Here is a 25849-nt window from a genome sequence, read left to right as displayed (position 1 = left end):
CAAGCCCCTCTGCTCGCTCGAGGACTCCGGCGCCCGGTCGCCCGGTCGACCGACCCGGTTGCCGTTGCAGCCCCGCAGCCCCGTAGCGCCCGGCCGCCCGCCCGGCCGGGTTCAGCGGTGTACCTCCACGTCGCAGTCCGCGCGCATGCCGCGGGCGCAGCCCACGGTGGCCGGGTGGCTGTTGCCCAGGACGGCCCGGTAGCGCTCCAGGGTGTCGGCGTGCGTGCGCTGGGCCTCCTCGCCCCGGCCGAGCGCACGCAGATCGAGGGACAGGTTCATCGAGCACGCCAGGGTGGACGGGTGGTCGTCCCCCAGCTGCGCCCGGCACAGCGGCAGCGTGCGCTCGTCGATCCCGACCGCCTCCGCGTAGTCGGCGAGGGCGTAGTGGTCGCTGGCCAGGTTGATCGCGATGCCGAGCGAACCGGGGTGTTCCTCGCCGAGGGCCGTGCAGTGCGCCTCGTACGTGTCCTTGTCCGCGGCCAGCGCCTCGTCCACCTCGCCGATCAGCCGCCGCGTCACCGACAGGTCCGCCGCGGCCGCGAGGGCGTAGGGGTGCCGGGCGCCCAGCAGGTCCCGCAGTGTGTTCAGGCACTGGACGCCGACGGCACGGGCGCGCTCGAGGTCGGCGTTCTGCCGCAGGTCCATGGAGAGGTTGAGCACGGTCGCCGCCACGTTCAGGTTCCGCTCGCCGAACTTGCTCCGGTACAGCCGCAGCGTCTCCTCGTTCAGCTCCAGCGCTCCGGCGTGGTCACCGGCCTTGCGGCGGGCCACGGCCAGCGTGCGGGCGGCGATCAGACTCACCGGGGCGGCGCGGTCCTTGATGACGTGCCGGACGCGCTGCAGGGTCTCCTCCTGCATCTCCCGGCTGCGCAGGTAGTCACCGGACTCCCGCACGTCGATGGAGAGGTTGCTGTTGATGAGCAGGGTCAGCAGCGCATCGTAGCCGAGGGACCGGTTGGCCGCGTCCCGCGCCTGGGTGTCGATGTCCCGGGCCTGGGTGTACTTGCCGACCAGCCGCAGGGCGAGGGCGTAGTCGTTGGCGGCGGCCAGGAGCGTGGGGTCACCGTCCTCGAAGACGCGGACGGCGCGGCGCCAGCGGTCCTGCTCCAGTTCCACCGAGGTCCCGAAGTCGCCCCGGATCTGCGTGCTCTGGGACACCGAGCCGATGGCGGCGAGGGTGTCGGGATGGTCTTCCCCGACGCTTTCCCGCAGCAGGCGCAGGCTCTTGTCGTTGAGCTCCGAGGCCTGGCTGAAGTGGCCCAGGGCGCGCAGTGTGTGGGCGAGCGTGCCGGCCACGTTGAGCGTCTGCAGATCGGTCTCGCCGCGCCGGGCGGTCCAGGCGTCGACCACCTCACGGCCGTACTCCGCGCAGGTGAGGTGGTCGCCCGAGACGTGCAGATAGCGGATGAGGTTGACCACCATGTCCCGCACCCAGCCGTCGTCGCAGTCCAGGGCGCGCGAGAAGCGGGCGTGGACCAGCAGCTCCGCGTACCGGGGCCAGTTCACGGCCGCCACGTCCACCGGGTCGTAGTTGGCGAGCAGGACGTGCGCGGCGTGGCGCATGTCGGCCTGCTCCTGCGGGGACATCCGGCCCACCAGCACGGCGCGCACCAGGCGGTGCATCTGGATGGTGCCGTCCCGGTGGTTGATCTTGATCAGGGAGTACCGGTTGATCTCCCGGATCGCCTCGCCCAGTCTGACCGGGCTGCGCAGCACCTGGGTGAGTTCCGCGGGGAGTTCGACGCCGCGCACGCCGGCGAAGATGCGCCGGGGGATCGGCTCGGGCGCGAAGAAGCTGCAGACCTGCAGGAGTTGATGGGCTCCGGGATGCCGGTCGGCCAGCCGGCCGAGCGACATGTTCCAGGCGGCGGCGACCGGTTCCGGGTAGTCCACGGGGACGCCTGCGGCGAGCAGTTCGCTGCGCTGGGAGTCCAGGTCCGCGCGTTCGTCCTCGAAGATGTGCAGGTACTCGTCCACCGGCATACCGGTCTCGGACAGCCAGGCGGCGGCCTGCTCCAGGGCGAGGGGCAGGTTGCCGAGTGCCTGGGCGATCCGGGCCGCCTGCTGCCGTTGCAGCTCCGGACCGCGCCGGGCGAGCAGCTCGATGCTCTCCTCGGTGGTGAACACGTCGATGTCGACCGTCCGCGCGATGCGGCCCCACTGTGCGTTGCGTGAGGTCACGAGGATCCTGCCGGTGTTCTGGGCGGGGAAGAACCGCCTGACCGCGTCGGGGTCCTCCGCGTTGTCGAAGACGAGCATCCAGCGCCGGTAGGGGCGGCCCGAACCCAGCGTGGCGAGCACCGTCGCGATGGTGATCTCCTGCTCACCACCCGTCTCCAGACCGAGTGCCGCCCCCAGCTGGGTCAGCGACTGCCGGATCTGCTCCGGGCGCTCGGCGGAGATCCACCAGATGACGTCGTATTCCTGCGCGTGCTGATGAACGTATTCGATGGCGATCTGGGTCTTCCCGACGCCGCCCAGGCCGTGCAGCGCCTCGGGCAGAACGGCGGTCGCCCCCTCGGTGGTCAGTCTTTGGTGGAGCGCCGCCAGTTCTTTCGCCCGCCCGGTGAAGCTGGGGTTCCTGGGCTGGACATTCCAGATGGCGGGATCTCCGGCCCGACGCTCCTCCGTCGGCGGCGAGCTCCGGACGAGGGGGACTGACACTGGTGCTCCCTTTATCGAAGTATCGGATTCATCGGGTACGTCGCGTATCTCCCCCGGTTGCGCATCCGGGGTGCGGTCGCTCGCCGCTCCGGCCTGGGGCCGATCGGAGCTGGGATTGCGTCCATTGGTCACGTTTATCACCTCAGACTGGTCGGTCTGGGCCGAGAGGGCGGACGTGGACTGCTCCAGGCGGCTGCGGAGCAAGCGCGATGACTCCAAGTAGGGGCCGCTCAGTGCCCTGGTCACCTTCACCTGAACGTGGGCGTAGGGAATCAGCCGTTCGGGTAACGGGGAGTCCGAGGGCGATGCCCGCGGGTCGTCCAGCAGCGCCCCGAGCTCCCTCAGGGGCTGCCAGGTGCGGCCCAGCCGTTCCATGGTGCTGCGCAGCAGATACCGGGTCTCGTCCCTCGACCCCGCGGCGGACAGCATCAACTCGCGGACGCCGTCGTGGAATTCGTAGGCGATGTCCAGTTCGTCGAGGGGGTCGGTGCCGACCCGGCGCAGCAGGCCGCCCAGCATGACCTCGGCCAGTTCGCCGGGTCCCGTGCCGGCCCCGCTGGTGTGGAGCACGTGCTCCATGGTGGGGATGTTGAGCGGAATGGCGGCCAGTCGTGCGGCGAGGTCCCAGGCCGCCGGGCTCGCGTCGGCCCGGAACCGCGACACCCGCTCCACCGGATCCCGCGGCGGGGCCTCGGCGTCGGCCGGCTCCTGGTGCCGGCCCTCGCCCGGAGAGGTCACCCAGAGGTCGTGGGCGCCGGTCGCCAGGCCCGTCGCCAGCCGGGCCCAGCGGCCGAGCCACGCCGGGGCCAGCTCCAGGACCGGGACGACCGCCGCGTCCGCCGCCGTGCCGCCCCGTACGTCCCAGGAGCTGTTGGGGGCGCCTGGCCCCGGCACCCGCACCCGGGCCAGGCGGGCGGGCAGCCCGGTGCGGTGCCACACCGCTTCGTTCAGTACGTTGACCACGGCCACCGAGGCATGACGGGCCCAGTCCCCGAGCAGGCGGGCCGCCCGTGCGCTGCGCCAGCCGGCCCCCACGCCGTCGGTCACCAGCAGCACCACCAGGCGGCCACGGTCGGGCTTGCGTACGGTCAGCGGCGAGTGGCCGATGCGCCAGGGCGGATCCGCCTCCGCCATCCGGTCGCCGTCGACGGTGTGCACGCGGATGTCCCGGAACGCTCCGGTATGCCGCAGGACCTGCTCGAACTCGGCCACCGTGCGTCGCCAGACGGTCATCGACGAGCTGACGTCGGCGACCAGCACGGCGTCCATCCACCGGTCCCGCAGCGGCCGGAACTGCGGAATCCAGCGGAGGCTCAGCGCCGTGGACTCCGCCGTCGCATCCTCGTCCAGCTCGGCCTGCGTCACCGACGCGGTCGTCCGCTTGAAGGGACGTAAGGCCCGGACGAGTTCACGCGCCCGGATCGGGGGCCACGCCGCGCGGTGGACGGGCGCGGGCGTGCCGAAGTCGGAGGGTACGTTCGCGGGCGCCGAGGCGACCGGGGCACCGAGCAGTGCGTCGGCACGCGCGGTCCCGCCGGGATCCGGAGAGTACGCCCCCGGGGCGCCCGGATCCGCGGCATCGCCCCGTTCCGGCGGCGAGGAGGATTCCGGAGCGCCGGGCTCCTCCTCCGGCCCGGCGTCGGCCGGGGGCGGATCGGCAGCCTTCGGCTCGGAGCCGGTCGGCGCCGAGCCGTCCGTCCGGTGCTCTCCGGGGCCGTCGCCCGCCCCGCCGGCCAGCAGGAGCAACGCGTCGGCGATCTCGGACCAGGAGGCCCCGAACGACTCCCGGCCCGCGGGGGCGGGTTCGGTGCCGCCGCCGTGCGTCACGTCTCTCTCACGCCGTCGAGTCGGTGCCAGACGGCGCGCAGCAGTGCCTCCCAGTCGGCGCCACGGGAGTACGCGCCGGACGTGGCGAGCCAGATGGAGTTGAGCAACTGGTCGGTGGCCAGGCCGTTCTCCTGGGCGCTGCGCTCGGCGAACAGCCGGATGAGCTCCGCGACCCGCGGGTCGTCGTCCTGCGAACCGAGGTGCGCGGCCACGATGTCGGCCAGCCGGTCCCGCTCGGGCTCCTTGACGTGCAGGTGCAGGCAGCGACGCAGGAAGGCGGGCGGGAACTCGCGTTCGTCGTTGCTCGTGATCACGACCAGCGGGAACTCCCGGCACCGGATGCGGCCGTCGCGGATCCGCACCGTGCGGTCGGGGTCGTCGGACCGCACCTCCACCACCGGCTGGTGGCCGCGCAGCCGGGCCAGCTCGGGAACGGCGAACTCGCCCGCCTCGAAGACGTCGAGCAGGTCGTTGGGCAGGTCCATGTCGCTCTTGTCGAACTCGTCGACCAGCAGCACCCTGGGCAGCGCGTGGGGCAGCAAGGCCGTGCCCAGCGGGCCGAGTTCGAGGAACGCGCCGATGTCCGAGGTCGGGGAGCCGCCGCCGCCGGGCGAGACGCCCGCGGCCTCCGTGGCCCGGGCGTCCGAGGTGGCCGCCGCGTGGATCCTGCCCACGGCGTCGTACCGGTACAGGCCGGACGACAGGGTGGTGCGGGAGGTGATCGGCCACCGCAGGACCCGTCCCAGTCTCAGCTCGCGGCTGATGCGGTAGGCCAGCGACGACTTGCCCGTGCCGGGCCGGCCCGTGACCAGCAGGGGGCGGCGCAGGATCAGCGCCGCGTTCACCAGGTCGACCTCGGTCGGGTCGGGCACCATGCCCTCGCGGGTGGCGCCGAGCCGGCGCCTCAGTTCGGCCTCGTCCTGCGGCGGCGCGGGCGGCTCCAGGGACGCACCCGCCCCGTCGGCCCCGGCTCGGGACGCGGAACTCCCCGTGAACGTCCGCCACGGCGGAGCCTTGGGCAGTACCTCGGCGAGCTCGATGTCGCGCAGGGGCAGGCCGGTGCCCCGGTAGATCCACCAAGGCCGCGGAAAGCGCGCGGAGGTGGCCCCCGTGCCGTTCCCCTCGAATTGGGCAGCGCCGGTCATCGACCGTCCACCCCCTGGTCCGGTCCCGTCAACGGCTGAGGGCTCTCGACCGGCCTCGTCGGGTCGTCCCACAGGAGTACCAGGTGGTGCCCCGGATGATCGTCGCGGCCGGTCAAGGAACCCCCGTGGGCTTCGGTTCGCAATTCTGTCACGGCTTCGCGGAGACCAGGAAGGTCGCGTAACAAGCCGTATACGCTCTCGTCGGGCTGAACAACGCCCTGTTGTGCCCTCACGTCACGCATCTCCCGTGAATCCCATACGAGGGCGGGCACCCCGCACCGCAGCGCGACCAGTGCCTCCTGCGCCCCCTCGGTGGACACCTCCGGCGGCCTGGAGAGGACGAGGCAGCCGACCGACCGGTCGCCCTTCAGCCGGGCGTCGAGCCCGGAGATGTCCCCGCACCGGGGGTCCTCCGGCCGCCGCCCGCCCACGACGAGCGGGCGGGCGAGTTCGTCCGTGACGGCCGCCCACCGCTGCTTCCACGCCCGGTGCCAGCGGGGTGTCCGGCTGCGCAGCAGGCTCCGTACGACCACGCAGTAGCCCACGCTCAGGTACGACACCGGGTCGCTGTCCAGTTCGGTGCGGAAGCGGTGCACGGGCAGCGTCAGGTCGTCCGGGCCCAGCAGGAATTCCACCCGGATGCGGTCGGCGTCCCGGGCCCAGTCCTCGTCGGCCTCGAACACCAGCCGCTCGACCTCCCGCTCCGCCTCGGCCAGCGTCACCTCCACGCTCCTCTCCTGCCGGGGGCGCCAGGAATCAGGGTCGTCCGGGTCGTAGTGGCGCCAGGAGGTGAGCAGGTAGCGCCCCGGTTCCTCCCGGCGCAGCAGCCGGACGACCAGGTAGGCGTTGCCGGGCTCGGGGGTGCGGGCGTAGGCCGCCTGCTGGCGCAGGCTGCGCAGCTCCGTGAGCAGCGACAGGCCCTGGGCCTGGGAGTCGTTCCAGGACCGCAGCGCGAAGCTGCGGTCGTGCGGGGCCTCGGCGGCCAGGTACTCGACGAAGGCGAGCGTGGGCGGCAGCCCGTCCGGGCGGGCGTTGAGCCGGCCGAGCCCCTCGAAGGCGCTCCAGGCGTCGGGGTACGCGGGGACCGGCCGCAGGTCGCCGACCGCTCTTCGGCACAGCGAGGGCAGGTTGGGCGGCGCCAAGCCGTCGAGCAGCGGCCGCAGCGAGAGGACCTCGTCGACCGGGAGGGCGGGATCGGCCAGCAGGTTGTCGGACAGCGCCCTGAGCTCGTCCACGTCCTCGTCGAACACCGAGAGCGCCTCCAGCAGCGCCCGCATCGTCCGCGGGTTCTCCAGGCAGACCGAGGCCAGTTCGAGGAGGAAGTAGTGCGCCACGTCGTACTCCCGGACCGGTGGAGGAGTGCCGAGCTCCTTGGCCATGAGCCGCAGGCACAGCGCCCTGGAGCTGCGCTCCTGTAAGCTGGCACACTTGCCCAAGGCTTCCGCAAACTCCCGTACGAGTCCGAGACCGCCGCCCCCGTAGGCAGTCATTCCTCATCCCTTCGTGGCCGTGAACTCTTCCACAGCCGTCGCCCTCCGCCAAGCGATTCGAGTGAATGCCGGGCAACTGTTCACCTCGCCAAGTGCGTTTCGTATCAGATGAGTTGATGTCGCGTCAGATAGAGCCGCACCTCCTCCACGGCGGGGGTGGCGGGCCACAGGGCGTCGAGGGCCTCCATGAGCGCCGGCCAGCCCAGCGCCGACTCGCAGGTGCGCAGCAGGGAGAGTGCCTCCAGGCGGCCGCTGTGCTGACGGCTGGTCAGGGTTCCGATCCCCGGCAGTGCGTCCAGGAGTTGCTGCCAGGCGGCGGGGGAGGAGATGCCCGGCACGGCGAGCAGCAGGGTTGCCAGCTCGCCCAGTTGACGGATCGACAGGGCCTCCCGGGCTGCCGCGCCGTGGCGCGGTGCGTCCAGGGTGGCGAGCAGTTCGAAGGCGAAGGCGGCCGCGTGCCGGGCGGCGACCGGCTGCCAGCGGGCGTCGTGGGTGGGGTCCTTGTCGCCCAGCAGGTCCGAGACGCCCCGGACCACGAGGGCCTGCACCCGCGGGTTGATCCGGGCCGCCGTGAGCAGGCCGAGGCCCTCCATCTCCACGGCCAGGGTGTCACCGGCCACCTCGCGCAGCAGCCTCCCGGACGCGGACTCGGCGTGGGCGACCACCTTCGCGCCGGCGGCCAGCGCACCGACGTACGCGGCCGGGGACTCGGCGGGCGGCGGCGCGATACGGCTCTGCCAGCGCCGGTCGGCCGCGACCAGGCGGGCCCGCTGCACCAGGGCGAACGCGGACGGCCAGGACTTGATCCGGGGGCGGAAGGCGTCCCGCTCGTCCCGGCCGCTCTCGTAGCCGTGGACCGTGTCCGCCACGACCACGTCGCCGAGCCGCGCGTCCCCGCGGCCGCCCGCGACCCCGACGAAGAGCAGGACCGCGGGACGCAACCCGGCCACCGCCCGCTCGGCGAGTGCGGCCGCGAGCTCGTTGCCGGGCCCGGCCAGCTGCACGCCGACGGTCAGCCGGCCGTGGTCCCCCGGGAAGTGGCCGATCTCGTAGACGGCGCCGTCGGCCGTGTGCCTGCGCCGGCCCGGTCCGAGATGGCCGACGACGGCCAGGTACTCGGTCTCGACGGCCGTCAGCACGAACGCGTCGACCTTCTCCGCCTGCACAGACCGCCCCCTCGCCATGCCCCGGACCCTCCATGGTGCGGGATGCGGCGGGCCAGGGGAACCGCTACGGCCGGCTGCCTGGGACTTCCCGCCAAAGTGCTGAAACACTCGCGGTCTAGACTCTCCCGGCAACGGCCCAGGCTCTGCCAAAACCGAAGGGTACGCGGCGTTTTGATACGGATAGACTCAGTCACCAAGCGGTACCCGGACGGCACGGTGGCCGTGGACCGGCTGTCGTTGGAGATACCGGACCGTGCGATCACCGTCCTCGTCGGCCCTTCCGGCTGTGGCAAGACCACGACTCTGCGGATGATCAACCGGATGGTGGAGCCCAGCGAGGGCAGCATCCTCCTCGACGGCCAGGACATCCGGCAGCAGCCGGTCAACACCCTGCGCCGGTCGATGGGGTACGTCATCCAGAACGCCGGTCTCTTCCAGCACCGCACCATCGTCGACAACATCGCCACGGTGCCCCGCCTGCTCGGCGCGAGCAGGCAGAAGGCGCGGGCGCGGGCCGCCGAGCTGATGGAGCGGGTCGGCCTCGACGCCTCGCTCGCCAAGCGGTACCCGTACCAGCTCTCCGGCGGCCAGCAGCAGCGCGTCGGCGTGGCCCGGGCGCTCGCCGCCGACCCGCCGGTGCTGCTGATGGACGAGCCCTTCTCCGCCGTCGACCCGGTGGTCCGCAAGGGACTCCAGGACGAACTGCTCAGACTTCAGGGCGAGTTGGGCAAGACGATCGTGTTCGTCACGCACGACATCGACGAGGCCATCAAGCTGGGCACGATGGTCGCCGTACTGCGCACCGGTGGCAGGCTCGCCCAGTTCGCCCCGCCGGCCGAACTGCTCAGCGCGCCCGCCGACCCCTTCGTGGAGGACTTCCTCGGCGCCGACCGCGGCATCCGCAGGCTGTCCTTCTTCCCTTCCGCCGAACTGGAGTTGCAGACCGCCCCCGTCGTCGCCATCGACGCGGGCGCGGAGCGGCTCGCCGCTCACGGCACGGCCCCCTACCTCCTCGTGACCGACGTCGACGGCAAACCCCTCGGCTGGGGCGAGCCGGACGGCCTCACCGCCGGGGAGATCGACCGGGACCGACTGCTGCCGTTCGGACGGCCGTTCGTACCCGGCAAGGACTCGCTGCGCACCGCGCTCGACGGTGCCGTCCTGTCGCCGACCGGCTGGGCCGTGGCCGTGAACGACGAGGGGCGCGCCGTCGGCGTCGTGTCCCAGCAGGTCATCGGCGAGGCGATCCGGGCCGCGCACAGCCGGGTGGCCGACCGTGCCGACGCGAAGGCGGCGCGATGAGCGGCTTCTTCGACATCCCGAGCGACCTGCAGCACGGCTACTTCGGCCTGATCGGCCTGCACCTGCGCGAAGCCCTGCTGCCGGTGCTCGCCGGGCTGCTCGTCTCGCTCCCGCTGGCCCAGCTGTGCGTGCGCTTCCGCTGGCTCTACGCGCCCGTGCTCGGCGTGACCGTCGTGCTGTACGCCATCCCGTCCCTGGCCTTCTTCGTCGTGCTCATCGACTACACCGGCCAGACCGAGACCACGGTGATGATCCCGCTCGCCGTGTACAGCCTGGTGGTGCTCGTCCCGGCGATCGTGGACGGCGTCCGCTCGGTGCCGGAGGAGACGCTGGCCGCGGCCACCGCCATGGGCCTCGGACCGGTACGCCGTTATCTGCAGGTCCAGCTGCCCATCGCCGTACCCGCGATCATCGCCGGCCTGCGGGTGGCGACCGTGTCCAGCATCTCCCTCGTCAGCGTCGGCATGCTCATCGGCAACCAGGGGGCCCTCGGCAACCTGCTCAACGACGCGAACATCTACCACCGGCCCGAACTCGCCGTGACCTCGGTGCTGACCATCGCGGTCCTGGCGATTCTCGCCGACGCCGTGCTGATCCTCGTACGCCTCCTGCTCACCCCCTGGATGCCGAGGAAGGGCGCCGTCCGGTGAACGTACTGAACTTCGTCCACGCCTTCCTGAGCGACAGCGCCCACTGGCACGGCTACGACGGCATCCCAACCCGGGTCGGCGAGCACGTCCGGTACACCCTGGAGGCCCTCGCGATCGCCGCCGTCGTCGGACTGCCCGTCGGCCTGTTCACCGGGCACACCGGGCGCGGCGGGAACCTGCTCGCCCTGGTCGCCACCGCGGGCCGGGCGCTGCCCAGCTTCGGCCTGCTGGTGCTGCTGTTCATCTGGCTCGGCTTCGGCCTGCTGCCGGTGATGATCCCGCTCGTGGCGCTCGCCGTACCGCCGATCCTGGTCACCACCTTCGAGGCGATCCGCTCGGTCGACCCCTCCCCGGTCGACGCCGCGCGGGGCATGGGGATGTCCGAGTCACGGGTGCTGTTCCAGGTGGAGATCCCGGTCGCCCTCCCACTGATCCTCAGCGGCCTGCTCACGGCCACCGTGCAGATCGTCTCCACCGCCACCATCGCCGCGTACATCAGCCTCGGCGGCCTCGGCCGGTACATCATCGACGGCCTCTATCAGAAGGACTACGAGAAGGTCGTCGGCGGCGCCACCCTGGTCGCCGGGATGGCGCTCGCGACCCTCGCGCTGTTCTGGCTGGTCGGCCGGCTGACGGTCTCGCCCGGGGTGCGCCGGAGCGGCTGAGATCAGCCCTCGGTGCGGGCCAGCGCCAGTTCGAGCACGACGAGCAGCGCGTCCCGCACCGAGCCCCGCTCCCTGGCGTCGAACACCACGACCGGGACACCCTCGGAGACGTCCAGGGCCCAGCGGACCTCGTCCACGGAGTGCTCCACCTTCCCGTCGAAGGCGTTGACCGCCACGGCGAACGGGATGCCCTTGTGCTCGAAGTAGTCGACGGCCGCGTAGCAGTCGTCCAGACGGCGGGTGTCGACGACCACGAGACCGCCGACCGCACCCTCCACGATGTCGTCCCACATGAACCCGAACCGCTCCTGCCCGGGCGTGCCGAACAGGTACAGCTTCAGCGTCGGGTCGATGGTGATGCAGCCGAAGTCCATCGCCACCGTGGTGGTGGTCTTGCGCGGGGTGTGCGTGAGGTCGTCGACGCCCGCCGCGACCTCGGTGATGGACGCCTCGGTGGTGAGCGGCTCGATCTCCGATATCGAGCCGACGGCGGTGGTCTTGCCCACGCCGAAGCCGCCCGCGACCACCATCTTCACCGGCAGCGGCGGCCGTACGGCGGCGTGCGCGGCCGCGACCGGGGTGAGCGGTTCAGTCGGTGTCACTCGGTACCCCTCGGGAGTCGGTGACGGCCCGGAGGCCGTCGATAACCCTGCGCAGGACGGAGGCGTCGTGGGTGGCTTCGGCGTCGGGCAGGTAGACCGCGAGCTGCCCCGCGTCGCGCAGGTCTTCGGCCAGGACGCGGACCACGTTGAGGTGCAGCCGCAGCCGGGCCGCGAGTTCCGCGATCGACTGCGGCAGCCGGCAGGCGGCGACGATGTCGTACCGCTCGAAGGAGAGCCGGGCGAGCGCGTCGAGACCGGCGGCGGTGGCCACCACCTGGGTCTCCAGGGGCATCGACCGGCCGGAGGCGGCGTCCGCCACCCGGCCGGCGGTGACCAGGAACGGCCGTACGGCGGGGGCGGGTCCGACCGGGTCGGGGCCCGGGGGCGGGGTGCCGTCCGCCATGGCTGTCCACTCCTCCTCTGCGGTGGGCGCCTCAGCGCGTGGCGCCGACGCTGTTCTTCAGCTCCAGCACGAGCTGCGGGCTGAGCGCGGCACCGGCGCGGTTGGCGAACAGCGTCATCTCGTAGGCGATGTTGCCGAGTTTGGCGTCCTTGTCGGCGACCACGCCGAGGACCGCGCCGCTGCCGATCGCGGAGACGATGACATGGCCGCCCTCCAGATCGATGATGACCTTGTTCAGGCCGCCCAGGCCGTAGTTGCCGGAGGCGCCGGCGGCCAGGCTGGTGATGCCCGAGACGATCGCGGCGAGCCGCTCGGAGTGGGCGCGCTCGCGCAGCTCCGACACGGCGATCAGCAGCCCGTCGGAGGAGACGGCGATCGCGTCGACGACGCCCGCGGTCTCGGTGGCGAATCGGTTCAGCAGCCAGGTGAAGTCGGCCGCGGCTGCCTGCAGGTCGGTCGGCGTGGTGCCGTCCGTCGGGGTTTCACCTGTCGACGTGCTCACTGCTCGGCTCCTTCCGGAAGGTGGTTCTGGTCGTGCGATGGGGTCGTCGTCGTGCTCTCGAGGCGCGGTCGCGCGTGGTTGCCGGTCTCGCTGTCCCGGTGAGCGCGTGCCACCGCCGCCTCGAACTCCTCCAGCGCGCTGCGCTCCGCCTCCGCGTCCCGGGTGCGGACCGCATCCGGCACGGCCTGCGCGGCCCCGGCGGTCGTACCGAGCGTGGCCCCGCGGACCCGGCGGCGCAGCGGGCGGGCGGTGCCGGAGGAGACGGGCTGCGGCCGGCCGGTGCCGGCTGCCCCGCGCGGGAGGCGGCGGGGCAGCTCACCGGCGGGCTCGGCCGGCCGGCCGGGGGAGTCGGAACGTACCGGCCCTGAGGCGGCGTCGGCGGTCGCCGGTGCCACGGCGAGCGGGGTCGCGGGCGGCTCGGTCACCGGGCTCAACGTCAGCAGCAGCGAGGCCGGGAGCGTCACCTCCGCGGTCACACCGCCGCCCGGCGTCCGGGTCAGCTCGACGCCGATCTCCCAGCGGCGGGCCAGCGCGCCCACCACGAACAGGCCCAGCACCTTGGTCGGGACCAGGTCCAGACGTTCACGGCGGATCAGCCGGGCGTTCTCCTCGGCGAGCCGCTCGGCACTCATGCCGAGCCCGTGGTCGGTGACGACGACGTGGGCGCCGTCGGCGCCGGAGCGCACGGTCACCTCCACCGGGCTGCCCTCGGGCGAGAACGACACCGCGTTCTCCAGGAGTTCGGCCGTCATCAGCGTGAGGTCGCCGATGATGTCCGGCTCGACCGTGGCGTCCGAGGCCGCGTAGAGCCGGACCCGCTGATAACCCTCGATCTGCCCGAGCGCGGCCCGTACGACGTTGGAGAGCGTCGTGGGGGCGCCGTCCAGCGCCGTCTCCCGGATGCCCGCCAGCAGCATCAGGCTGTCGGCGTTGCGTCGCAGGCGTACGGCGATGTGGTCGATGGAGTAGAGGCGCTCCAGCAGCGCCGGGTCGGTCTCGCCGCGCTCCACCGCGTCGATCAGGGCGAGTTGGCGCGTGGTCAGGTTGCTGACACGGCGGCCGACGTTGCCGAACATCTCGGCGGTGTTGCGGCGGCTGAGCACCTGGCGTGCCAGCAGGGCCGCCGCGGTGGTCTGCACCCGGTTGAAGGCCTCGGCCAGGTCGCCGATCTCGTCGCGTGCGGTGACCGGCATGTCCCGCAGCCGGGGCGGCCCGTCGTCCTCGGCGTCGTCGTCGGCCACCCGGGCCAGCTCGCGCCCCGCGACCTCCTCGACCTCCCGCGCGGCCTCGGTGAGCGCCTGCACGGGCCGGACCACCGAGCGGCGCACGAGCACCGCGAAGGCGATCCACAGCGCGAAGCCGATCAGGGCGCCGTACAGCAGCAGACCGGCCCGCCACTGGGCGGAGGCGGCGTCGTCGTCGGCACGGTCGGCGATCTGGCCGATCAGCGAGGTGGTGATCCGCAGCCGGGCGGCGGCCTGGTCGGGGTAGGCCGGGTAGTCGGCCAGCGCGTCCTGGACCGCCCGGCGGATCTCCTCCCGCGACCCGGCCTCCAGTTGCGTGGGATCGATCTGCAACTCGGCGAACGACTGCGCGATCTTCAGCTGGGCGGGGGAGCGGTCGATGCCGGCCAGCTGCTGGGCCTGGCGCTCGGCCGCGAACCGGGAGAAGCGCTCGCTCTGGTGGCGGTAGAGGTCGTAGGAGCCGACCGCGTTGGTGAACTCGATCAGCGCGTTGGGGTCCCCGGTGCTCGCCGAGAACACGCTGGTCTCGAAGGCGCCGTGGGCGGCGTCCGCGCGCAGCAGGGAGTCCAGCAGGTTGCCGGTGAAGGTGGACGCGAGCGTGGTGTTGCGGTCCAGCCCGAGACCGTCGATGAGGCCGCCCGCCGCATCCGTGTAGGCGGGGTCGATGTTGTCGGCCGGCAGATAGCCACGCTCGACGCTCTGGCGCAGGCTGGACAGGGCGTCGACGTCTTTCAGGGCCCGTGCCCCGGCGTCCGGCATCCGGTCGCCGAAGGTCTCGCGCACCTGCCGGGCCTGGGCGTCCACCGCGTGCTGCGCCGCGCGGTAGGCGGCGAGCGAGGGCTTGGAGTAGCCGGACTCGAAGCGCGCGGACAGCAGGATCGCCTGCTGGTGCTCGGCCTCCACACGGTCGACCAGCCGGGCCATCTGCGCGCTGTCGCGCACCATCCGGGCCGCCGACTCGGCGCTGTCGGACTGCTGGACCAGGTCGGTGACGAGGTACCACAACAGGACGGCGACGACGGCGAGCGGGATGCCGACGAGCAGGTTGAGCTTGCGCCGGAAGGGCCAGCGGTCGGCGAAGCCGCGCGCTGCGCTGCGTACCGGGGCATGCCGGGCGGGCGCGTCCACCTCGTTCGTGGACACCGGGCCTCCTTCGTGAGGTGCCTTTCGGCGGAAGCGGGCCCCGTGCACCGCTGTGACCGATATCGACTGCCGCGAGACTACCGTCTTCCCGAAGCATCGATCTGCTGGGTCTTTATCAAGAATCCGTTACAAGACGCTTCCAACTGGTCGCAGATCGAAGCCAATCGGTGATCTGGAGGCACTTGACTGACAGAGAACCGGCTGGATTGGATCAGTGAGTGACTCACAACAACCGCAGCAGCAGGTCAATCCGGAGGAACCGAGGCGCGGCGGCGGTCGCCCTCGCGGCGGCGACGGCCCTGCTGGCGGGCTGTAACTCCTCCGACGACAAGGGGGGCAACTCCCTTTCGGACAGCAAGGCGAGCGGCGACAGCGTCGTCGTCGGCTCCAACAACTTCGCCGAGAGCATCCTCCTCGCCGACATCTACGGCGAGGCCCTCAAGGCCAAGGGAATCAAGGTCACTTACAAGCCGAACATCGGCAGCCGTGAGACCACCTACGGTCTGCTCAAGAACGGGTCCATCTCCGTCCTGCCCGAGTACAACGGCGCGCTGCTGGCCTACCTCGACCCGAAGGCGGCCCCGACGTCCGCCGAGGAGACCACGTCGGCCATCGAGGCCAAGCTGGACTCCAAGCTGGCCCTGCTCAGGTTCTCGCCCGCGCAGGACAAGGACTCGATCACGGTCAACGCGGCCACCGCGAAGAAGTACAAGCTCACCGGGAAGTCGTCCATCGCCGACCTGAAGGACGCCGCGAAGGACCTGGTCATCGGCGCCTCGCCGGAGTTCCAGACCCGCCGGCAGGGCCTGGTCGGCCTGAAGTCCGTCTACGGCCTGCAGTTCAAGTCCTTCAAGGCGCTGGACGCGGGCGGCCCGCTCACCCAGGCGGCGCTGAAGAAGAACGCGGTGCAGGTCGCGGACATCTTCACCACGGACCCGACCATCTCCAAGGAGAAGTTCGTCGTCCTGCAGGACCCGAAGAACCTCTTCGGCTTCGAGAACGTCCAGCCGCTCGTCTACAAGAGCGCCCTGAACCAGAAGGGCACCGAGGCGCTCGACGCCGTCTCCGCCAAGCTGGACACCGCCACCCTGCTGGACCTGGACACCCAGGTGCAGTCGGAGAACAAGGACCCGCTGGACGTCGCCAAGGCCTGGCTGAAGTCCGCCGGTCTCGGCTGACCGACCGTCCGCGGCGCGGAAACGACGGCGGACACGACGACGCGGGTGCCCCGAAGACCGGGACACCCGCGTCGTGCCGCCCCCTGAACCCGCCCTCTCCGACGGCCGTGTGGAGGCCGCGGCGGCCTAGACTGACCCCCGGACACGCACGGAACACAGCGAGGCACGGCAGGAGGACGGCGACCATGGCGACGGCGCCCGGCACGGGCCGTGAGGACCCCTCGGCCGAGGTGCTCACCGAGGCGGCCGCGGCCTTCGGACTGCTCGCCTCGCCCGCCCGGCTGCACATCGTCTGGGCGCTGGCCCACGGGGAGAGCGACGTCACCGGGCTCGCCGAGCGGGTCGGCGGCGCGCTGCCCGCCGTCAGCCAGCACCTGACCAAGCTCAAGCTGGCCGGTCTCGTCCGCTCCCGCCGCGAGGGCCGCCGCCAGGTGTACTTCGTGGACGCCGGGGAGCAGGCCGCCGTCGTGGACGTCGTACGCCTCCTCGTCGGCCGGCTCGTCGAGCATGAGGCGTCCACCGCGGTCCCGGCCCCCCGCCTGCGCGGTCTGTGAGTCCGTGACCGACACCGCGCTCACGCTGCTGCGGCGGCTGGAGACCGGCCCGCGCGGACTCACCGACGACGAGGCCGCCGCCCGGCTCGCCGCCGTGGGCGAGAACACCCCGCCCCGCACCCGCGCCCCCTCCTGGGCCCGGCGGTGCGCCCGCGCCCTGCGCGACCCGTTCACCGCCGTGCTGCACACCCTCGGTCTGGTCTCGGCGTTCGTCGCCTCCTGGGGCACCGCCGCCGTCATCCTCGCCCTGGTCGCGGTCAGCTGCGCGCTGCGTGCCGCCGGCGAGCGCCGCGCCGACCGCTCCCTGGCCGCCCTGCGTGAGCTGGTCGCCGGCACGGCCACCGTGCTGCGCCGCGCCGACGACCGCGCCGAGCCCCGCGCCCGCGAGATTCCGGTCGCCGACCTGGTGCCCGGCGACGTCGTACGGCTCGGCCCCGGCGACCTCGTGCCGGCGGACGTACGGCTGCTGCGCGCCTGCGGCCTGACGGTGCGCCAGAGCGCGCTCACCGGCGAGTCCGCGCCCGTCACCAAGTCCCCGGCCGACGTGACCGGCCCGCTCGCCGAGTCGCACCTCTGCTTCCAGGGCAGCGACGTCGTGACCGGCAGCGCCACCGCGGTCGTCGTGCGGACCGGCCCGCGCACCCGGTTCGCAGCCGCCCAGCGCCCGCCGGAACAGCCGGAGCCGAGCGCCTTCGACCGGTCCGTGCACGGGATCTCCTGGGTGCTGGTCCGCTTCGTGCTGCTCACCCCGCCGCTGGTCCTCATGGCGGGCGCCGCCCTGAGCGACCGGGGCCTGGAGACCCTGCCGTTCGCCGTCGCGGTGGCCGTCGGGCTCACCCCGGAGATGCTCCCGGTGATCGTCACCAGCTGTCTGGCCCGGGGTGCGGCCCTGCTCGCCCGCACCCACCGGGTCGTCGTACGGCGGCTGCCCGCGCTGCACGACCTCGGTGCGATCGACGTGCTGTGCCTGGACAAGACCGGCACGCTCACCCAGGACCGGCCCGTCGTCGCCCGCTCGCTCGGACCGGACGGCGGGGACGACCCGGACGCGCTGCGCTGGGCGGCCGTCGCCGTCTGGTGGACCCTGCAACTGGCCGAACCGCCCGCCCCGGACGCCCTCGACGAGGCCCTGCTCGCCGCCGCCGGACCCGTCGGCGAGGAGTACGACGGCCTCGCCGCCCTGCCCTTCGACCCGGCCCGGCGCACCGCGACCGCCGTCGTCGCCGGTGACCTCGGCCGGCATGTCGTGGTCACCAAGGGCGCGGCCGAGGCCGTGCTGGACCGCTGCGAGCTGCCGGAGACCGAACGCCGGCGGCTGCTCGCGCTCGCCGCGCGCGAGGCGGACGCCGGCCTGCGCGTCCTCGCCGTCGCCACCGCCGACCTCCCCCGCGCCCGCCCTCGTCCGGGCGGGGCGACACCCACCGGGGCCGCCGACGAGCACGGCCTCACCTTCCGCGGTCTGGTCACCTTCCGCGACGAACTCGCCCCCGGCGCCGCCGAGGCCCTGCACGCCCTCATGGGCCTCGGCGTCACCGTCCACGTCCTCACCGGCGACCACCCGGGTACGGCGGCCCGCGTCTGCCGTGATCTGGGTCTGGAGCCGGAGCGGGTCTCGGCGGTAGCCCGCTGCACCCCCGAGGACAAGGCGCGTATCGTCGCCGAACTGCGCGCGGCCGGGCACACCGTCGGCTTCCTCGGCGACGGCGTCAACGACGTGCCCGCGCTGCTCGCGGCCGACGTCGGCCTGGCCCCGTGCCGCGCCGTGGACGTGGCCCGCGAGAGCGCCGACGTGGTGCTCGCCGGCAAGGACCTCACCGCGATCGGGCACGCCGTCACCGCCGGCCGGCACAGCGGCGCCAACATCGCCTCCTATCTGCGCGTCACCCTCTCCTCCAACCTCGGCAACGTCATCGCGATGCTTGCCGCCGGACTGCTGCTGCCCTTCCTGCCCATGCTCCCGGTCCAGGTGCTCGCGCAGAACCTGTGCTTCGACGCCGCCCAGTCGGCCTTCGCGTACGACCGTCCCGGCGCGGGCGCGCTGCGCCGGCCGACCGTGCTGCGGCCGCCGTCCTTCTTGCGGTTCCTCACCGGTTTCGGCGCGCTCAACGCGGTCGCCGACCTCGCCACCTTCGGCGTCCTCGCGCTCGCTCCGCACGGCCCCGACGCCCCGGACGACCAAGCGGTGTTCCACTCGGCCTGGTTCACCGAGAACCTGCTCACCCAGGCCCTGGTGATGCTGCTCCTGCGCACCGGCCGGCGCATCGCCGGGGACCGCCGGCCCGGCCCCGTCGGCTGGGCGGCGGCAGGGCTCGCCGTCGCCGGCCTGCTGCTGCCGGCCTGCCCGCTCGGCGCGGCCCTCGGCATGACGGCGCTGCCCGCCGTCCACCACCTGCTGCTCGTCGCCGTGCTGGGCCTCTACGCCCTCGCCCTCACCGTGGCCAAGGCACGCCACGACCGGCGTGAGCCCAAGGCCGCTCGCTAGGGCGGGCCGTCCGATCCGATGCACCGGCCGGGTTGTACAGTTGCGCAATATAGCAATCGTGTTGAGCGGTCCTGGAGCATGCGAGCCCACGGCCGTCGGGAAGCAACGAGAGAAGAACGAGAGAAAGAGGAGGGGGCGGTCATGCTCCGCAACGGACTCGAGCCCTGGCACCTGTTGATCGTCGCGGTCGTGTTCCTCGTGCTGTTCGGCTCCCGGAAGCTGCCGGACACCGCCCGGGCACTGGGCAAGTCCATGCGCATCCTCAAGAGCGAGGCGAAGGCGATGAAGGACGAGAACGGCGCACCGGCCGCCGCGGGACCTGGCACCGGCACCGCATCGGTGGTGGAGCCGGCGGAGATCCGCACCGCGTCGGACGCCTAGTCGGTTTCTTTCCGATCGTCTCGCCGAACAGGTGACGGCCGTTCAACCTGACGGCGTGGCCGAGGACCACACGCCCATCCACTGCTCGGCGCCCCACTCCTCGAACCGTTGCACCTCGGTGAACCCCAGCTTCGCCGCGAGGCGCATCGAGCGGTCGTTGGCGGTGTGGGTGCAGAGCACCACCGGCTCGCCGGGAAGGGCGGCGGTGAACCAGCCGAGCACCGCCGCGCACGCCTCGGCGGCGTACCCGCGTCCCCATGCCTCCGGCAGGAACAGGTAGCCGAGCTCGGCCTCCCCGGCATCCGGACGGACTTGACTCCGGCGCTCCGCGTCGCGCCGGTTGAGCTCGACGGTGCCGATCATCGCTCCGTCGAGCTCGATCACGAAAAGGCCGGGGCGCCGCCCGGGCACCTCGGGCACCGCGCGTTCGAGTTCATCGCGCGGTCGAGGGCCACCGAGGTGGGTGCCCACCTCCGGCGATGCGAACAGCTCGATGAACGCCGCACGGTCCCGGGCCTCGGACTCGCGGAGCACGAGCCGCTCGGTCTTGATCGGGGCAGGTGGCCAGGCGACGGGTCCGAGCCCAGTCATGGCGGGCAACCTATCGCACACCCGTGAGAGTGATCCGAAAGCAGAGGCCCGGGTCGTGCCTGCACGGATCAGGCCGACTCGGCGGTCCACGGCCAAACGGCCTCGCGGCCGGCCTCGATGAGGCCGACCATCCGGAACGCGGCGTCCGTGAGGCCGCCGAAGGTGTGCCGGTGCGGGCCCGTTGGGCCGTGGGCGGGCCGGTACCCCGCCAGGTTCCAGGTGTAGACGGGGATGTCGGCCGGGACCGGTTCGGCCGGCCCGCCGGGGCCGTGGGGGGCGGCCTGCTCGTCGGTGACGATCAGGACCCGGTCGTGCTTCCGGTAATGGGTCCGCACCGCCTTCGTGGTGTGGGTGCCTCCGAGACGGTGGAACCGTTTCAGCACCTCGAGCACCGGCTCGCCCGGCTCGAACGGCACCTCCGCGCTGTTCCAGCCGAACTCCACCAGGTCCGCCTGCTCGGCACGCATGGCCAGCGCGGCACCGAACACGGCCGCCGCGTCCGCCCGAGTCAGCTGGGACCGCTCGGAGACGGTGTCCCAGAACATGGAGTCGGACCGGTCCACCAGGATCAGAGTCCGGCCGGGCAGTGGCGGTACGTTGGCCAGGGAGTGGCCCAGTGCCCGTTCCAGCGCTGTCGCCCAGCGCTGTGACGGCGCGTGCTGGTGGGCGGCCAGGTAGCGGAAGGGGAACTGCCGGGACCGGGCGACCTCGGAGGCGTCCGCGAGCCGTGCGGCGACCCGGGCCGCGACTTCGTCCGAGACCCCCGCCTCGTCGAAGTTCCGTAGGTTCCGCAGGAGCGCCATCGGCGCCATCGTGGGGATCACCGCTTCCCAGACAGCGGCGTCCATCGGTCCGTGGAGCCAGCCCGCCAGGGCCTCCCACGTCATGCCTGCCGCGGTCAGCAGCCCGGAGCCGTCCGGCCCGGTCACCACCGCCCGCCGCTCGTCCGCAGCCGACTCCATCAGCGCCCGGTGGGCGGTCAGCAGGTGGTCGGAGGCCGGCGGAACCGCCTGCTCCGGGTGGTGGCGGCGGTCCAGGGCGTGCCGGAAGAGCGCACCCTGCCAGGGCTTGTCAGGGGCGGGGGAGGCGTGCACCAGGTTGAGCACGTCGCCGAAGCGGAAGCCCTTGGACGCGGTGTCGTACTTGAGCAGGGACCGGGACGTGTACAGCCGGCGTACGCCGTCGGCGATGCCCCGCTTCACGGGCTGCGGCACCTTCCGGCCGTGCACCGAGATCCAGTGTGCGAGCAGTTCGCCGGGCTCGTCGGCGCGCTGGAGCACCGAGTCGACCACGGACCGGTTGGACGGGCCTCCGGACTCCCCGGCCTCGAGCCGGGCGTGCACGTATGCGGCGGCGCCCACCAGGGACGCCGTGCGCATGTTGCCCTCGCCGCGAAGCCAGCGCAGCAGGCCGGCCGTCCACACGGGGTCCTGGAGGGCGAGTTCACCGACGAGACGGGCGTACCGGTCGTCCCGCTCCTCACCGGTCTCGTAAAAGGTCCGCTGGGAGACGAAGTTGCCGACAGCAAGGAGGAAGAGCTCCTCGCGGGGCTCCCGGACGAAGGCCGGGCCGCCCTCGTAGGTGCGGAGGTCCGGCCTGGCGGACCCGTGACGGAGCCGTGGTGGGGGCAGGGAGCGGGCGGCCGCCGAGACGTGCGGGGCCACGAGCATCTCGGACCAGATCTTGGAGACGCGTGGGGTGTGACGAGGCAGCGAATCCCCCCGGATTCAAAGGATCGGACGGCCCCGGCCAAAAGGTCCGACGGGGCGAAGACGCCCGCGCCTGCCGAGATCAAAGGGGCGGCGGCGTCACTTGGTTGTCAGAAGGAAGTAGCCGCAGCCGAGCGCATCGGAGGCGCGGTCGCGACGCCAACGTACAAGTGCCAGTGGGCCGCACACCAGCGAATTAACGCAGGGGGGCCGGCATTTACCGGGCCGGCAGGCGCCTGGGCCGCTTCTTGTGGAGCACTTCACGGAGCGGAACGATGTCAGCCATGACCTCTGGAGAACCGTCCACCGGTCCCTCGAATGCCCCCACGAACGAGCTCATCGCGTGCCCCTGCTGCTTCCAGCGGACGCTGGAGGAGCGGGCGAACTTCGAGATCTGCCCGGAGTGCGGCTGGGAGGACGACGGGCAGGATGACGTGGACGCACATGTCGTCCGGGGCGGGCCCAACGGCCGGCTGAGCCTGACGCAGGCCCGGTTGGACCACTTGGAGGAAGTGGCCGAGGCGTGCGACGAGTCCATGACGCGCGGCGGGGAGGGGCTGTGGTTGTCCGAAGCGCGCCGTCGGGTGCCGGACTTGGCCGACCAGGGCAGCGTCCGGCACCGCTGGATTTCGTTGTCAGGCCTCCTCAGGCCGGTTCGCCCGACTCTTCTGTCAGGGCCTGCGCCGCGGCCCGCGCCTGTTCGCGGCGCCCGCGGCGGCTCATCCGGGGTTCCTGGTCGGGCAGCCAGCCGAAGGTGAGGCAGCTGCCGGTGGCGCCCAGGAGGAGGCCGATGAAGAAGCCACCCAGGTTCGAGGTGAGCCAGGTGCCCAGGGAGACCAGGATGCCGGTGAGGGAGTAGAAGAGGCGCTGGCCGGGGTTGAAGAGGATCAGCAGACCCAGCAGGACCATGAGCGTCGGCAGCAGATAGCCGGCCAGGCCCTGCATGCCGATGTGCATCACGACCTTCAGCGAGGCCTTCTCGGTGAGCAGGATCTCGCCGCCGCCGAGGGCCAGCAGCAGCCCGCCCCAGAACGGCCGGCGGGCCCGCCATCCGCGGAAGGCGGGCCTCAGTCCCTGACCTGGACGCTCCGGCATCGGGTCAGCAACCCGAGTCGCTGAAGCGGAGCCTGAGCCCCGGCAGCTTGAACACGCCAGCAGTAGTGGCGTAGTTGGTCTGCCGCAGGTTGCCGATGTGGACGGTGTCGGCCTGCTGGCTGAAGACGCCGATCGGGCCCTTCGCGTTCGCCTTGCTGAGCGTGCTCGCGTCGTTGCCGATCTCGATGTTGTCGAACGCGGCGTCACCCGACAGTTCGGTCGAGTCGGTGGTGAGGTCGCTCGCCTTCACCTTCTGATCGCCACCACCCGCGGTGATGAGCAGGTTGGTGCCGCCGAGGTCCACGCTCTGGCACAGCTTGGTGAGCGTGGCGTTCTTGATCGCGGAGGTGACGACGAGGACCTGGCCGCCGGTGTCACCGGCGTTCGGGCTGCCGTCCGCCATGTTGTCGAGCCCGCCGAACTGCTCGAAACCGGTGCCGTTGAGTTCCGTCGCCGTGACCGTGAACGGCATGCCCGAGATCGCGAACTGCACACCGAGCGCCCCCTCCGCGGTGAGGATCGCGAGGCCCGCGGCGACCAGGGTGGCGGGCACCGCCATGACCGCGGCCCTGCGCAGCCGGACCCGGCCCCGTCTCCCACCGCCGGTGGCGGTCCCGGACGCGGCCGGAGCTTCGGAAGGGGAATCGCTTTCCCGGTTCTCGGGTGTGTTGTCGGCGGACGAGAGGTCCGGGGACGAGGCCATGTCTGCTCCCATGGGCATAGATCAATGCGGATTGGGCTTCAGTGGCGCGGTGTCCTGGCGCGGACAGCGGCTGCCGCGGACGCCTCCTCGCACTCCCGGCGGATGCAAGGGCTTTCTCGTTACGCGGCAGTAGCCTTCGAGGAAGTTACCGCCGGTTACTTTGGGGGGTCAAGGGAGTTGTGAAAAAAGGGTGTTGGATGTGCGTGCACGTCGGCGAACCCGGTCGGGAAGCGGTGTCAGGGGAGTCGCGTTGAGCAGCAACTCCCTTGTCACGTATTGACGTTGACGGTTGATCAGGTCTACAACTCTGCCTGGCTTCCTCGGATCCGTGGCGCCGGATCCAGCCGAGCGGCATCGGCCGCGTCTCCCGGCCTTTCTCGGTAACCGCTCCGCCACCAGTGCGGCACCGGCACGGTTCGCTTCCCCCCTCGGTCCGTGCCCGGCCGCCCCCTGACCGGCCCGGCCGGAGGTCTTCCCCCGAGGCCTTCGGCCGGTGCCCGGCCGGCCCCGTCGCCGGTCCGCCACGTACGGAGAAGGCGTTACGGACCGGCGACGGCGGCACCCCCGCCCGGTGCCGCGCCCTGCGTAATCGCCCCACACGCACACCTTCCTGCCCCCCCACACGGCCGCCCCCCTATTACCGCCACCCCCACACGCCCCCCCCACGCCGTCATCCCTGACCCCCACACACGCACACGCGAGCACCCCCACCTCGCCACCCCCCACTCACGTTGCCCCCCCACCCCAGAAGAGAGGCACCCGCATGCGTACGCGCTCCCTCCTCGCCCTCGCCGGAACCGTCACCGCGCTCACCGTCGCCGTCGCCGTACCCGCCTCCGCGGACGGAACCGCCGTCCTGACGACGGGCGGCGTCGGCGGCACCGCCGCCGCGGTCGGCGACACGCTGACCGCGCCGCTGGCCGCCGGTACCTCGGCCACGCTCTACTCCAGCGCGACCGGTACCAGTGGAGTCACCTGTACGTCGTCGCAGTTCACCGCCGCGGTCACGGGCAACCCGACGGCCCCCGGCACGGCCACCGAGTCGGTCACCGGGCACACCTTCGACAGCAGCAGCTGCACCAGCAACGTCACCGGTGTGCTCGGCGTCAGCGGCATCACGGTCGACAACCTGCCCTACACCGCGACGGTCGCCTCCGACGGCACCCTCACCGTCCTGCCGGCCAGCGGTTCCACCATCCAGACCACGGTGAAGCTGCGCACCCTGCTGGGCACCATCACCTGCGTCTACCAGGCGCCGAGCCTGACCGGGAAGGCCGACAACAGCGACAGCAGCATCACCTTCACCAACCAGCAGTTCACCAAGAGCTCCGGTTCGTCGCTGTGCTTCGCCAGTGGCTACTTCACCGCCAAGTACGCCCCCGTGACCGACGCGGGCGCCCGGCTCTACGTCAACTGACTCGCAGGCAGGAGAACTTCAGCGTCGGCGTAGACGCAGCACGAAGGCGGCGCCCCCGGTGAGCAACAGCACCGCGGCGGCGCCGCCCGCCAGCAGGGGGGCCGAGGGACCCGCGTCCGCGCGGGTGGTCTCGGCCACCGGCGTGCTGTCACCCGGAGCCGTTTCCGCCGAAGTCCCCTTCTTCTCGGCGGTGGCCGGACTCGCCGCCGAAGGCCGCGCGGTCGCCGTCCGCGCGGGCCGCGCACTCGCCGGCGCGTGCGAGGCGGCCGCCGTCTTCGCGGGCCTGGCCGCGGCCGCTTCCGGGAACACCACGTCGGAGCACGAGTAGTACGTGTCCGGCGTGCTGCTGTTCTGCCAGATCGTGTACAGCACCTGACGGCCCGTACGGTCCGTCGGCAGGGTCGCCCGGATGTGGTACGCCCCGTTCGTCAGCGGCGGGTCCGTGACCTGCGCGAAGGGGCGGGTGGGCAGGTCGGACCAGTTCAGCGGCCTGGCCGGGTCGTAGCCGGGCTTGGTGAGGTAAAGCCGGAACGTACCCGTGTGCGCGATCGTCGAGGCGTACGTCATCGTCAGCCGCCCGCCCGGGGTCAGCTTCGTCGCCGGCCAGTCCCGCCGGGCCAGGTCGAGCCCCCGGTAGGCGGGCAGGTTTCCGCTGCACAGCCTGCCGTCCGGGATCACCTGCCGGTCCCGGCCCGCCACGTCGGCCACGCGCAGGTTGTCCCACGCGGTGAAGGGGGCGCCGTTCGCGGCGATCGCCGACCTGCAGGCGGCCGACCGGTTCGCGCTGCCGCCCTCGGGGGAGCAGGCGTACACCCTGCTCACCGGGTCCGTGGGGGCGCCGTGCGCCTGGGCGGGCCCCGCCGTCCACGGCAGGAGCAGGAGCGGGGCCGCCGCAGCGGCCGCCGTCACGATCAGGCGGGCGGTCGTCCGAGTCAT

22 protein-coding genes are annotated in these 25849 nt (G+C 72.3%); 9 read left to right on the top strand and 13 right to left on the bottom strand.

Annotated elements, in window-relative coordinates:
* Window positions 1-111 precede the first annotated feature (111 nt).
* From fxsT to AC07CM_RS33425, 4 genes are all read right to left on the bottom strand, one after another.
* On the bottom strand, window positions 112-4491 hold the full coding sequence (gene fxsT, locus AC07CM_RS33440) for an FxSxx-COOH system tetratricopeptide repeat protein (protein ID WP_478880225.1): 4380 nt from the start codon (window positions 4489-4491) through the stop codon (window positions 112-114).
* Entirely contained in the window at window positions 4488-5636 is a 1149-nt protein-coding gene (locus AC07CM_RS33435) for an AAA family ATPase (RefSeq protein WP_478880224.1), read from the bottom strand. The genes fxsT and AC07CM_RS33435 overlap by 4 nt, the downstream gene beginning before the upstream one ends.
* Window positions 5633-7126 (bottom strand): VMAP-C domain-containing protein, encoded by a 1494-nt coding sequence (locus AC07CM_RS33430; RefSeq protein ID WP_478880223.1) that lies wholly within the window; start codon window positions 7124-7126, stop codon window positions 5633-5635. Before AC07CM_RS33430 ends, AC07CM_RS33435 begins: the two co-directional genes overlap by 4 nt.
* Window positions 7127-7230: 104 nt before the next feature.
* Window positions 7231-8292 carry a phosphorylase family protein gene (locus tag AC07CM_RS33425; RefSeq protein WP_478880222.1) on the bottom strand — a complete coding sequence of 354 codons (1062 nt, stop codon included), beginning with the start codon at window positions 8290-8292 and terminating at the stop codon, window positions 7231-7233.
* A 171-nt stretch (window positions 8293-8463) separates the two neighbouring features.
* On the opposite strand from AC07CM_RS33425, the gene AC07CM_RS33420 reads away from it, so the two are divergent.
* The 3 genes from AC07CM_RS33420 to AC07CM_RS33410 are packed head-to-tail and all read left to right on the top strand — an operon-like array spanning window position 8464 to window position 10909.
* On the top strand, window positions 8464-9594 hold the full coding sequence (locus AC07CM_RS33420) for an ABC transporter ATP-binding protein (RefSeq protein WP_478880221.1): 1131 nt from the start codon (window positions 8464-8466) through the stop codon (window positions 9592-9594).
* Entirely contained in the window at window positions 9591-10244 is a 654-nt protein-coding gene (locus tag AC07CM_RS33415) for an ABC transporter permease (protein ID WP_478880220.1), read from the top strand. Before AC07CM_RS33420 ends, AC07CM_RS33415 begins: the two co-directional genes overlap by 4 nt.
* Window positions 10241-10909, top strand: coding sequence for an ABC transporter permease (locus AC07CM_RS33410; protein WP_478880219.1), 669 nt, complete (start codon window positions 10241-10243; stop codon window positions 10907-10909). Before AC07CM_RS33415 ends, AC07CM_RS33410 begins: the two co-directional genes overlap by 4 nt.
* A 2-nt stretch (window positions 10910-10911) precedes the next feature.
* Here AC07CM_RS33410 and AC07CM_RS33405 read toward each other — a convergent pair whose 3' ends face one another.
* The 4 genes from AC07CM_RS33405 to AC07CM_RS33390 are packed head-to-tail and all read right to left on the bottom strand — an operon-like array spanning window position 10912 to window position 14803.
* A complete protein-coding gene (locus AC07CM_RS33405; protein ID WP_478880218.1) occupies window positions 10912-11511 on the bottom strand; it encodes a GTP-binding protein in 600 nt (199 codons plus the stop codon).
* Entirely contained in the window at window positions 11498-11914 is a 417-nt protein-coding gene (locus tag AC07CM_RS33400; protein ID WP_478880217.1) for a DUF742 domain-containing protein, read from the bottom strand. The genes AC07CM_RS33405 and AC07CM_RS33400 overlap by 14 nt, the downstream gene beginning before the upstream one ends.
* A gap of 31 nt (window positions 11915-11945) precedes the next feature.
* Window positions 11946-12416, bottom strand: coding sequence for a roadblock/LC7 domain-containing protein (locus AC07CM_RS33395; RefSeq protein WP_478880216.1), 471 nt, complete (start codon window positions 12414-12416; stop codon window positions 11946-11948).
* On the bottom strand, window positions 12413-14803 hold the full coding sequence (locus AC07CM_RS33390) for a HAMP domain-containing sensor histidine kinase (protein ID WP_478880215.1): 2391 nt from the start codon (window positions 14801-14803) through the stop codon (window positions 12413-12415). Before AC07CM_RS33390 ends, AC07CM_RS33395 begins: the two co-directional genes overlap by 4 nt.
* A gap of 218 nt (window positions 14804-15021) precedes the next feature.
* Here AC07CM_RS33390 and AC07CM_RS33385 point away from each other — a divergent pair, with 218 nt between their 5' ends.
* The 4 genes from AC07CM_RS33385 to tatA all read left to right on the top strand — a co-directional run bounded on the left by AC07CM_RS33385 (window position 15022) and on the right by tatA (window position 19398).
* Entirely contained in the window at window positions 15022-15981 is a 960-nt protein-coding gene (locus AC07CM_RS33385) for an ABC transporter substrate-binding protein (RefSeq protein WP_478880214.1), read from the top strand.
* Between the two features lie 185 nt (window positions 15982-16166).
* A complete protein-coding gene (locus tag AC07CM_RS33380) occupies window positions 16167-16535 on the top strand; it encodes an ArsR/SmtB family transcription factor (RefSeq protein ID WP_478880213.1) in 369 nt (122 codons plus the stop codon).
* Window positions 16489-19017, top strand: coding sequence for an HAD-IC family P-type ATPase (locus AC07CM_RS33375; protein ID WP_478880212.1), 2529 nt, complete (start codon window positions 16489-16491; stop codon window positions 19015-19017). The genes AC07CM_RS33380 and AC07CM_RS33375 overlap by 47 nt, the downstream gene beginning before the upstream one ends.
* A gap of 141 nt (window positions 19018-19158) precedes the next feature.
* Window positions 19159-19398 carry a Sec-independent protein translocase subunit TatA gene (tatA, locus tag AC07CM_RS33370; protein ID WP_478880211.1) on the top strand — a complete coding sequence of 80 codons (240 nt, stop codon included), beginning with the start codon at window positions 19159-19161 and terminating at the stop codon, window positions 19396-19398.
* Between the two features lie 42 nt (window positions 19399-19440).
* Here the strand turns inward: tatA and AC07CM_RS33365 are convergent, their stop codons facing one another.
* Window positions 19441-19989 (bottom strand): GNAT family N-acetyltransferase, encoded by a 549-nt coding sequence (locus AC07CM_RS33365; RefSeq protein WP_478880210.1) that lies wholly within the window; start codon window positions 19987-19989, stop codon window positions 19441-19443.
* A gap of 68 nt (window positions 19990-20057) precedes the next feature.
* Window positions 20058-21659, bottom strand: a complete 1602-nt coding sequence (locus AC07CM_RS33360) for a TROVE domain-containing protein (protein WP_478880209.1) — start codon at window positions 21657-21659, stop codon at window positions 20058-20060.
* Between the two features lie 314 nt (window positions 21660-21973).
* On the opposite strand from AC07CM_RS33360, the gene AC07CM_RS33355 reads away from it, so the two are divergent.
* Window positions 21974-22456 (top strand): CPCC family cysteine-rich protein, encoded by a 483-nt coding sequence (locus AC07CM_RS33355; RefSeq protein WP_478880208.1) that lies wholly within the window; start codon window positions 21974-21976, stop codon window positions 22454-22456.
* Here AC07CM_RS33355 and AC07CM_RS33350 read toward each other — a convergent pair.
* Together AC07CM_RS33350 and AC07CM_RS33345 are read right to left on the bottom strand one after the other, a co-directional pair.
* Window positions 22344-22793 carry a DUF6114 domain-containing protein gene (locus AC07CM_RS33350; protein ID WP_478880207.1) on the bottom strand — a complete coding sequence of 150 codons (450 nt, stop codon included), beginning with the start codon at window positions 22791-22793 and terminating at the stop codon, window positions 22344-22346. The genes AC07CM_RS33355 and AC07CM_RS33350 overlap by 113 nt on opposite strands.
* Window positions 22794-22797: 4 nt before the next feature.
* Entirely contained in the window at window positions 22798-23496 is a 699-nt protein-coding gene (locus tag AC07CM_RS33345) for a DUF6230 family protein (RefSeq protein ID WP_478880206.1), read from the bottom strand.
* Between the two features lie 763 nt (window positions 23497-24259).
* Between AC07CM_RS33345 and AC07CM_RS33340 the strand changes: the two genes are divergently transcribed.
* On the top strand, window positions 24260-24913 hold the full coding sequence (locus AC07CM_RS33340; RefSeq protein WP_478880205.1) for a Tat pathway signal sequence domain protein: 654 nt from the start codon (window positions 24260-24262) through the stop codon (window positions 24911-24913).
* Window positions 24914-24931: 18 nt separating this feature from the next.
* Here AC07CM_RS33340 and AC07CM_RS33335 read toward each other — a convergent pair whose 3' ends face one another.
* The gene (locus AC07CM_RS33335) at window positions 24932-25849 is read right to left on the bottom strand and encodes a lytic polysaccharide monooxygenase (protein WP_478880204.1); all 918 of its coding nucleotides are present in this window, start codon (window positions 25847-25849) and stop codon (window positions 24932-24934) included.

It is taken from the genome of Streptomyces sp. NPDC044061 (genome assembly GCF_056434305.1).
The sequence above is the reverse complement of the archived record's forward strand: the minus strand, read 5'-3'. Positions and strand labels throughout refer to the sequence as shown.

Excerpts from the sequence above, each read along its gene's own strand:
- AC07CM_RS33350 (WP_478880207.1), bottom strand. The coding sequence starts at position 22,793 with ATGCCGGAGCGTCCAGGTCAGGGACTGAGGCCCGCCTTCCGCGGATGG.
- AC07CM_RS33430 (WP_478880223.1), bottom strand. The coding sequence starts at position 7,126 with ATGACTGCCTACGGGGGCGGCGGTCTCGGACTCGTACGGGAGTTTGCG.
- AC07CM_RS33345 (WP_478880206.1), bottom strand. The coding sequence starts at position 23,496 with ATGGCCTCGTCCCCGGACCTCTCGTCCGCCGACAACACACCCGAGAAC.
- AC07CM_RS33415 (WP_478880220.1), top strand. The coding sequence starts at position 9,591 with ATGAGCGGCTTCTTCGACATCCCGAGCGACCTGCAGCACGGCTACTTC.
- AC07CM_RS33365 (WP_478880210.1), bottom strand. The coding sequence starts at position 19,989 with ATGACTGGGCTCGGACCCGTCGCCTGGCCACCTGCCCCGATCAAGACC.
- AC07CM_RS33400 (WP_478880217.1), bottom strand. The coding sequence starts at position 11,914 with ATGGCGGACGGCACCCCGCCCCCGGGCCCCGACCCGGTCGGACCCGCC.
- AC07CM_RS33435 (WP_478880224.1), bottom strand. The coding sequence starts at position 5,636 with ATGACCGGCGCTGCCCAATTCGAGGGGAACGGCACGGGGGCCACCTCC.
- tatA (WP_478880211.1), top strand. The coding sequence starts at position 19,159 with ATGCTCCGCAACGGACTCGAGCCCTGGCACCTGTTGATCGTCGCGGTC.
- AC07CM_RS33355 (WP_478880208.1), top strand. The coding sequence starts at position 21,974 with ATGTCAGCCATGACCTCTGGAGAACCGTCCACCGGTCCCTCGAATGCC.
- AC07CM_RS33375 (WP_478880212.1), top strand. The coding sequence starts at position 16,489 with ATGAGGCGTCCACCGCGGTCCCGGCCCCCCGCCTGCGCGGTCTGTGAG.
- AC07CM_RS33360 (WP_478880209.1), bottom strand. The coding sequence starts at position 21,659 with ATGCTCGTGGCCCCGCACGTCTCGGCGGCCGCCCGCTCCCTGCCCCCA.
- AC07CM_RS33335 (WP_478880204.1), bottom strand. The coding sequence starts at position 25,849 with ATGACTCGGACGACCGCCCGCCTGATCGTGACGGCGGCCGCTGCGGCG.
- AC07CM_RS33340 (WP_478880205.1), top strand. The coding sequence starts at position 24,260 with ATGCGTACGCGCTCCCTCCTCGCCCTCGCCGGAACCGTCACCGCGCTC.
- AC07CM_RS33380 (WP_478880213.1), top strand. The coding sequence starts at position 16,167 with ATGGCGACGGCGCCCGGCACGGGCCGTGAGGACCCCTCGGCCGAGGTG.